We start from the raw sequence: 7,428 nt of genomic DNA on the forward strand, positions 1-7,428 counted from the left end.
GAGGGCGTAGGGCTCGTGCACCGACACCACGAGCCCTGCAGCGAGCGCCTCGTGCGCGTCGAGCACGCGCCCGGCCAGCAGCATATGCTTCGCGAGCGGCTCGCCGACGAGCCGCGGCAGGCGCCAGGTCGCGCCGGCCGCCGGCACGATGCCGAGCGACGGCTCGGGGCTGCCGAACCGGGCACGATCGCTTGCGACGCGGAAATCCGCGGCGTACGCGAGCTCGGCTCCGCCGCCGAGAGCCCAGCCATCCACTACGGCGATCACGGGCATCGGCAGGCGTGCGATGCGGTCGAACAGCCGCGAGTTGATGCCCTCGACCGCGTCGGCGGGCGTGCGGTCGCGGAGCTCCGCGATGTCTGCGCCGCCGGCGAAGGCCCCGTCGGTGCCGCCGATCACGAGGATCCGGGGCACGCGCTCGAGCTCGTCGCAGACCTCGTGCAGCTCGTCGATCATCGCGCGATCGATCGCGTTGCGCGCCTCGGGACGGTGCAGGCGCACCCAGAGGCGGTCGGCGCGGTCGTCGCGCAGGATCGTCGGCATCGGCATCCGTTCGTCATCGTCGACGGCGAGCGCCGTGGATTACTGAACGCTCGTTCTGTACGATGATCGCACAGCGCCGCGCGCGGCTCAACGCCGAGCGGGAAGGATCCGGCATGGACGACGTCTACGCGACCGAGCACACCCGGCGCATGATCGCGCAGGATTCCGCCTCGGCTGCCCTCGGCATGCGGGTCGCGCGGGCCGAACCCGGGCACGCGGTCGTGCTCATGACCGTGCGCGACGCCATGCTGAACGGCTTCGCGGTGGCGCACGGCGGCCTGGTGTTCGCCCTCGCCGACACGGCGCTGGCGCTGGCCTGCAACGAGACGGATGCCGTGACCCTCGTCGCGGGCGCCGACATCGCGTTCCTCTCCCCCGCGCGCGAGGGCGACGAGCTCGAAGCCGTGGCTGAGCGCCGCACGCTCGAGGGCCGGTCGGGCATCTACGACGTCCGGGTCTCGACGGCCGATGGGCGCGTCGTCGCCGAGGTGAGGGGTCGCACGCGCGTCACCGGGATGCCGCAGCCCTGAGCCGAGCGGCGGAAGCCCGGCCCGTCACGCGACACGTCGTGCCGTGGCGCGGCCCCACGCGCGCGGAGTCTTCGCGCGGCGCGTGGAGGAGGCGTGGGGACCGTCACCAGCACCCTCAATTCGACTCCCGTCGCGCTGCCCGAACCTGCATGCGCGGCCGAAACATGCAGCAGCGGAAGCGGGAACCGACCGCGCGAGAGCACCCGCAAAAACGAGGGGGCCCCACCGCCGAAGCTGACGAGGCCGTCGCGTGGAAGGCTCAGGCCTTCGACAACCCGTGGACGGGGCTCACCGACTGCTCGGCCTCGTGCTCAGGACCGAGCGGGATGCCGCTGCGGTCGCGCAGCAGCAGCGTGCCGATGAGGCCGATCACGGTCATGCCCGCGAGGTACCACGTCACCGAGACCGTCGAGCCGGTGGCCTGCACGAGCGCGGTCGCGATGGTCGGCGCGAATGCGCCGCCGAGGATCGCGCCGATCGCGTACGAGATCGACACTCCCGAGAAGCGGATCGACGCCGGGAACAGCTCGGAGTACAGGGCCGCCTGCGGTCCGTACGTGAAGCCGAGGCCGATCGTGAGGATCGCAAGGCCGAGGAACAGCAGCCAGATGTTGCCGGTGTTCACGAGCGGAAAGAGCGTGAAGACGCCCACGAGCTGCAGGATCCACCCGAGGATGTAGGTCGAGCGGCGTCCGATGCGGTCCGACAGGAAGCCGGCAGCGAGCGTCGAGAGCAGCCAGGTCACCGCAGAGCCGGCGACGGCCCACAGCACCGGCCCGCGCTCGAGCGCGAGGGGTCCTTCAGGGTTCGTCGAGTACCCCTGGATGTAGCCGCCGGTCGTCATGTAGCCGACCGCGTTGTTGCCGGCGAAGACCAGTGCCGCGATGAAGACGAGGAGCGCGTGCTTGCGGAAGAGCGTGATGATCGGCATCCGCGCCTTCTCCTTGCGCTCGGCGAGCTCGGCGAACACCGGGCTCTCTTCGACGCGACGGCGGACGTAGTAGCCGACGAGGATCAGCACGACGCTGAGGAGGAACGGGATGCGCCAGCCCCACGCGAGGAACGCGTCGCCGGGCGCGATCATGGCCATGAGCGCCATGACGCCCGAGGCGAGCAGCAGGCCGAGCGGCACGCCGATCTGGGGCGACGCACCGAACGCGCCGCGGCGCTGCCTCGGCGCGTGCTCGACGGCCATGAGCACGGCCCCGCCCCACTCACCGCCCGCCGAGATGCCCTGCAGGATGCGCAGCAGCACGAGCAGGATCGGCGCCGTGATGCCGATCGCCTCGTATGTGGGGAGCACGCCGATGAGCGCGGTCGCGGCGCCCATCAGGATGAGCGTCCACATCAGCACGACCTTGCGCCCGTACTTGTCGCCGAAGTGGCCGGCGAGGAACGCCCCGAGCGGGCGGAACAGGAAGCTCACGCCCACCGTGGCGAACGCGATGAGCGCGCTGTTTGCCCCGAGCGGGGCGAAGAAGAGCTCACCGAACACGAGGCCGACGGCCGTGGCGTAGATGAAGAAGTCGTACCACTCGACGGTCGTGCCGACGACCGTGGCGAAGACGACGCGGCGGCGATCGACCGCGGCCGCGATCGTGCCGGTGGGGGTGAAGCCCGGTGCGGGCTGGGGTGTGCTCATCGGGTGACTCCTGTGTCTGGGGTGACGTCGTCGTCGCGGCGCTCGCTTTCGTGGTTGCCGCTTGTCGGACCGATGATATACGATTTCGGATACGACGCAAGAGTGAGGATGCTCATGGACGAGATGGATGCCACGGCCGCGGGTTCTGCGGCCGATCCGCGATTCGCCGCCCTGCCCGCCCGCCCCGGCAAGGTGGTCGCGATCCACCTCAACTACGCGTCGCGTGCGGATCAGCGCGGACGGCGGCCGCAGCATCCCTCGTACTTCTTCAAGCCGTCCAGCTCCGTCGCCTCCTCCGGCAGCACGATCGAGCGGCCCGCAGGCACGGAGCTGCTCGCGTTCGAGGGCGAGATCGCGCTCGTGATCGGCTCCCCCGCGCGCCGCGTCGCCCAGGGCGACGCCTGGGCGCACGTCGCCTGGCTCACCGCCGCGAACGACTTCGGGCTCTACGACCTCCGCGCGAACGACAAGGGCTCGAACGTGCGATCCAAGGGCGGCGACGGCTACACGCCGATCGGGCCGTCCTTGATCGACGCACGCGGCGTCGACCCACGATCCCTGCGCATCCGCTCCTGGCTCAACGGCGTCGTGGTGCAGGACGACACGTCGGCGGGCATGATCTTCCCCCTCGAGCAGCTTGTCGCAGACCTCTCGCAGCACTTTACGCTCGAGCCGGGCGATGTGATCCTGACCGGCACGCCGGCGGGGTCGTCGGTGGCAGCCCCCGGCGACGTCGTCGAGGTGGAGGTCGATGTGCCGGGCGGCCCGTCCTCGGGCCGGCTCGTGACCACCGTCGTCGAGGGCGAGGTGCCCTTCGACCCGGAGCTGGGTTCTATGCCCGCCGTCGACGACTTGCAGCGCGCCGAGGCCTGGGGATCGCCGGAGGCCGCGGGGCTCCCCGCAGCGCACTCGTCAGAATCAGGACATCTGACGGATACAGGAGGATCGGCGGCAGATTCTCCTGCCTCCGTCAGATGTCCTGTTCTCGGCGACGAGCTGCGGGCGAAGCTCGGGGCCGCCCCCGTCGCGGGGCTGTCGGCGCAGCTGCGCAAGCGGGGGCTGAACAACGTGCACATCGACGGCGTACGGTCGCTGCATCCAGCCTCCCCAGCCGGCGCCGCGAAGCTCGTCGGAACCGCCCGCACCCTGCGCTTCGTGCCCAACCGCGAAGACCTGTTCGCGTCGCACGGCGGCGGCTACAACGCGCAGAAGCGCGCGTTCGACGCGGTCGGCGAGGGCGAGGTCATCGTGATCGAGGCGCGCGGCGAGAGCGGCTCGGGCACCCTCGGCGACGTCCTCGCGATCCGCGCGCACGCGCGGGGCGCGGCCGGCATCGTGACCGATGGAGGGGTGAGGGATGCCTCGGCCGTCGCCGCGGTCGGCATCCCGGTCTACTCCGCCGGCGCCCACCCCGCCGTCCTGGGGCGCAAGCACGTGCCGTGGGACACCGACGTCGCGGTGGCCTGCGGTGGCGCGACGGTCGAGCCCGGCGACGTCATCGTGGGCGACTCCGACGGCGTCGTCGTGATCCCCCGCGGGATCGTCGAAGAGGTCGTCGACGCGGCGCTCGCGCAGGAGGACGAGGACGCCTGGATCGCCCAGCGGGTCGCGGAGGGGCATCCGGTCGAGGGGCTCTTCCCGATGAACGCGCAGTGGCGAGCGCGCTACGACGCAGACGACGGAGGCGACCGATGACCGACCTCGAGACGGGCCGCGAGGCCCCGAGCCAGAGCAAGTCGCAGCGCGCGTACCACTGGATCAAGGAGCGCATCGCGAAGCAGGAGTTCACGCCCGGGTACCGCCTCGTGCTCGGCTCGATCGCCGGCGACCTCGACATGAGCGTCGTGCCGGTGCGCGAGGCCATCCGCCAGCTCGAGGCCGAGGGGCTCGTGACCTTCGAGCGCAACGTCGGCGCACGCGTGTCGATGGTCGACGACTCGCAGTACCGGCTCAGCATGCAGGCGCTGTCGATCCTGGAGGGCGCCGCGACCGCGCTCGCGGCCCGCCGGCTCACCGCCGACGACATCCGCAACGCCCGCCGCATCAACGAGCTCATGATCGAGACGCTCGAGCACTTCGATCCGCGTGCGTTCACCGCGCTCAACCAGGAGTTCCACGCGGCGCTGTTCTCGAAGTGCGCCAACCCGCGCATGCTCGAGCTCGTGAACGGCGAATGGGCGCGACTCGGACACCTGCGCGACTCGACCTTCAGCTTCGTCCCCGGCCGTGCGGCCGAGTCCGTGCGCGAGCACGAGAACATCATCCAGCTGATCGAATCGGGCGCCCCGCTCGGCGAGATCGAGAAGGCGGCCCGGCGGCACCGGTCGGCGACCCTCGACGCGTACATGATCCACGAGCACCCCGACGAGGCCCTGGGCCTGCCGGCGTTCTGACCTCCGAGTGCCGGGGCGCCGGCATCCGTCACCATCCCCCTCCCCACGAAGGAGCACCCCATGACCGGCACCACGACCGCTCTGGACGCGCGGCACGTCCCCGACGACCTGCCCGAGCACATTCAGCACTACATCGACGGCGAGTTCACAGGCTCGGCCGACGGCGACACGTTCGACGTGCTCGACCCGGTCACGAACGAGACCTACGTCCAGGCCGCGGCAGGCAAGAAGGCCGACATCGACCGCGCCGTCGTCGCCGCGCGCCGTGCGTTCGCCGAGGGGCCGTGGCCGCGGATGCTGCCGCGCGAGCGCTCGCGGGTGCTCCACCGCATCGCCGACATCGTCGAGTCGCGCGACGCCCGGCTCGCCGAGCTCGAGTCGTTCGACTCGGGCCTGCCCATCACGCAGGCGCTCGGCCAGGCGCGACGGGCGGCTGAGAACTTCCGGTTCTTCGCCGACCTGATCGTGGCGCAGGCCGATGACGCCTACAAGGTTCCCGGCCGCCAGATGAACTACGTCAATCGCAAGCCGATCGGCGTCGCCGGACTCATCACGCCGTGGAACACGCCCTTCATGCTCGAGTCGTGGAAGCTCGGCCCCGCGCTGGCCACCGGCAACACCGTCGTCCTCAAGCCCGCCGAGTTCACACCGCTGTCGGCGTCGCTGTGGGCAGGCATCTTCGAGGAGGCCGGACTCCCCCAGGGTGTCTTCAACCTCGTGAACGGACTCGGCGAGGATGCCGGAGACGCCCTCGTGAAGCACCCCGAGGTGCCGCTCATCTCCTTCACCGGCGAGAGCCGCACCGGGCAGATCATCTTCGGCAACGCGGCGCCCTTCCTCAAGGGCCTGTCGATGGAGCTCGGCGGCAAGAGCCCGGCCGTCGTGTTCGCCGACGCCGACCTCGAGGCGGCCATCGACGCCACGATCTTCGGGGTGTTCTCGCTCAACGGCGAGCGCTGCACCGCGGGCTCGCGCATCCTCGTCGAGCGCTCCGTGTACGACGAGTTCGTGGAGCGCTACGCGGCGCAGGCCGATCGCGTGATCGTCGGCTACCCGCACGACCCGAAGACCGAGGTCGGCGCGCTCGTGCATCCCGAGCACTACGACAAGGTCATGTCGTACATCGAGATCGGAAAGACCGAGGCGCGGCTCGTCGCGGGCGGCGGCCGCCCCGACGGCTTCGGCACCGGCAACTTCGTGCGCCCGACGGTGTTCGCGGATGTCGCCCCCGACGCCCGGATCTTCCAGGAGGAGATCTTCGGACCCGTCGTCGCGATCACCCCGTTCGACACCGACGAGGAGGCGCTCGAACTCGCCAACGGCGTCAGGTACGGCCTCGCCGCATACGTGTGGACCAACGACCTCAGGCGCGCACACAACTTCTCGGGAGGCATCGAGGCGGGCATGGTGTGGCTGAACTCCAACAACGTGCGCGACCTGCGTACCCCGTTCGGCGGCGTCAAGGCCTCGGGCCTCGGGCATGAGGGCGGCTACCGCTCGATCGACTTCTACACCGATCAGCAGGCCGTGCACATCACCCTCGGCCCGGCGCACAACCCCACCTTCGGCAAGGCCGAGCCCCACGCCGAGCAGACCGACGCCGCCGGCAAGCTGCAGGCCTGAGCCGCGGCATCCGTTCCCCTCGACCTGACACGCAAGGACGTGAAATGACCGACCGCAAAGACATGACCCTCACCTCCTCGGGGTTCTACGTGAGCCAGGAGGCGCCCATCCACACCGACGACCCGGTGCCCACCCCGACGAGCCCCGCGCCCGACATCCTCCGCTGCGCGTACATGGAGCTCGTGGTGACCGACCTCGCCGCATCCCGTCAGTTCTATGTCGACGTGCTGAACCTCGTGGTGACCGAGGAGGACGAGAACACCGTCTACCTCCGGTCGATCGAGGAGTTCATCCACCACAACCTCGTGCTGCGCCAGGGCCCCGTCGCGGCGGTCGCCGCGTTCTCGTACCGCGTCCGCACGCCCGAAGACCTCGACAAGGCGGTCGCTTTCTACACCGAGCTCGGCTGCGAGGTGCGCCGCAGCCCGGAGGGGTTCACGAAGGGCATCGGCGACTCGGTGCGCGTCATCGACCCGCTCGGGTTCCCCTACGAGTTCTTCCACGACGTCGAGCACGTCGAGCGCCTCGCGTGGCGCTACGACCTCTACACGCCGGGCGCCCTCGTGCGCCTCGACCACTTCAACCAGGTGACGCCCGACGTGCCGCGCGCGGTGAAATTCATGCAGGACCTCGGCTTCCGCGTCACCGAAGACATCCAGGACGACACGGGAACCGTGTACGCCGCGTGGATGCGCCG

At 70.4% G+C, this 7,428-nt stretch carries 7 protein-coding genes; 5 read left to right on the plus strand and 2 right to left on the minus strand.

From position 1 onward, the window contains the following. A partial coding sequence (locus tag EIO58_RS09455) for an enoyl-CoA hydratase/isomerase family protein (protein ID WP_164861610.1) occupies positions 1 to 549 on the minus strand: 549 nt, incomplete at its 3' end. A gap of 107 nt (positions 550 to 656) precedes the next feature. On the opposite strand from EIO58_RS09455, the gene paaI reads away from it, so the two are divergent. Then, positions 657 to 1,073, plus strand: coding sequence for a hydroxyphenylacetyl-CoA thioesterase PaaI (gene paaI / locus EIO58_RS09460; protein WP_127819328.1), 417 nt, complete (start codon positions 657 to 659; stop codon positions 1,071 to 1,073). Positions 1,074 to 1,332: 259 nt separating this feature from the next. Here the strand turns inward: paaI and EIO58_RS09465 are convergent, their stop codons facing one another. Continuing rightward, positions 1,333 to 2,715: an MFS transporter gene (locus tag EIO58_RS09465; protein WP_127819329.1), complete on the minus strand. Its 1,383-nt coding sequence runs from the start codon at positions 2,713 to 2,715 to the stop codon at positions 1,333 to 1,335. Between the two features lie 123 nt (positions 2,716 to 2,838). Between EIO58_RS09465 and EIO58_RS09470 the strand changes: the two genes are divergently transcribed. The 4 genes from EIO58_RS09470 to EIO58_RS09485 form a co-directional block, all read left to right on the plus strand. Further along, positions 2,839 to 4,410, plus strand: coding sequence for a fumarylacetoacetate hydrolase family protein (locus EIO58_RS09470; RefSeq protein WP_205789198.1), 1,572 nt, complete (start codon positions 2,839 to 2,841; stop codon positions 4,408 to 4,410). After that, positions 4,407 to 5,108: a GntR family transcriptional regulator gene (locus EIO58_RS09475; protein WP_127819331.1), complete on the plus strand. Its 702-nt coding sequence runs from the start codon at positions 4,407 to 4,409 to the stop codon at positions 5,106 to 5,108. The genes EIO58_RS09470 and EIO58_RS09475 overlap by 4 nt, the downstream gene beginning before the upstream one ends. A 60-nt stretch (positions 5,109 to 5,168) precedes the next feature. Continuing rightward, positions 5,169 to 6,731 carry a 5-carboxymethyl-2-hydroxymuconate semialdehyde dehydrogenase gene (gene hpaE / locus EIO58_RS09480; RefSeq protein WP_127819332.1) on the plus strand — a complete coding sequence of 521 codons (1,563 nt, stop codon included), beginning with the start codon at positions 5,169 to 5,171 and terminating at the stop codon, positions 6,729 to 6,731. Positions 6,732 to 6,775: 44 nt separating this feature from the next. Continuing rightward, positions 6,776 to 7,428 (plus strand): VOC family protein (locus EIO58_RS09485; RefSeq protein WP_205789196.1); only part of this gene is annotated, 653 nt, incomplete at its 3' end.

It is taken from the genome of Microbacterium sp. CPCC 204701 (assembly GCF_004010105.1).
GTDB lineage: Bacteria > Actinomycetota > Actinomycetes > Actinomycetales > Microbacteriaceae > Microbacterium.

Excerpts from the sequence above, each read along its gene's own strand:
- EIO58_RS09475 (WP_127819331.1), top strand. The coding sequence starts at position 4,407 with ATGACCGACCTCGAGACGGGCCGCGAGGCCCCGAGCCAGAGCAAGTCG.
- EIO58_RS09470 (WP_205789198.1), top strand. The coding sequence starts at position 2,839 with ATGGATGCCACGGCCGCGGGTTCTGCGGCCGATCCGCGATTCGCCGCC.
- EIO58_RS09465 (WP_127819329.1), bottom strand. The coding sequence starts at position 2,715 with ATGAGCACACCCCAGCCCGCACCGGGCTTCACCCCCACCGGCACGATC.
- hpaE (WP_127819332.1), top strand. The coding sequence starts at position 5,169 with ATGACCGGCACCACGACCGCTCTGGACGCGCGGCACGTCCCCGACGAC.
- paaI (WP_127819328.1), top strand. The coding sequence starts at position 657 with ATGGACGACGTCTACGCGACCGAGCACACCCGGCGCATGATCGCGCAG.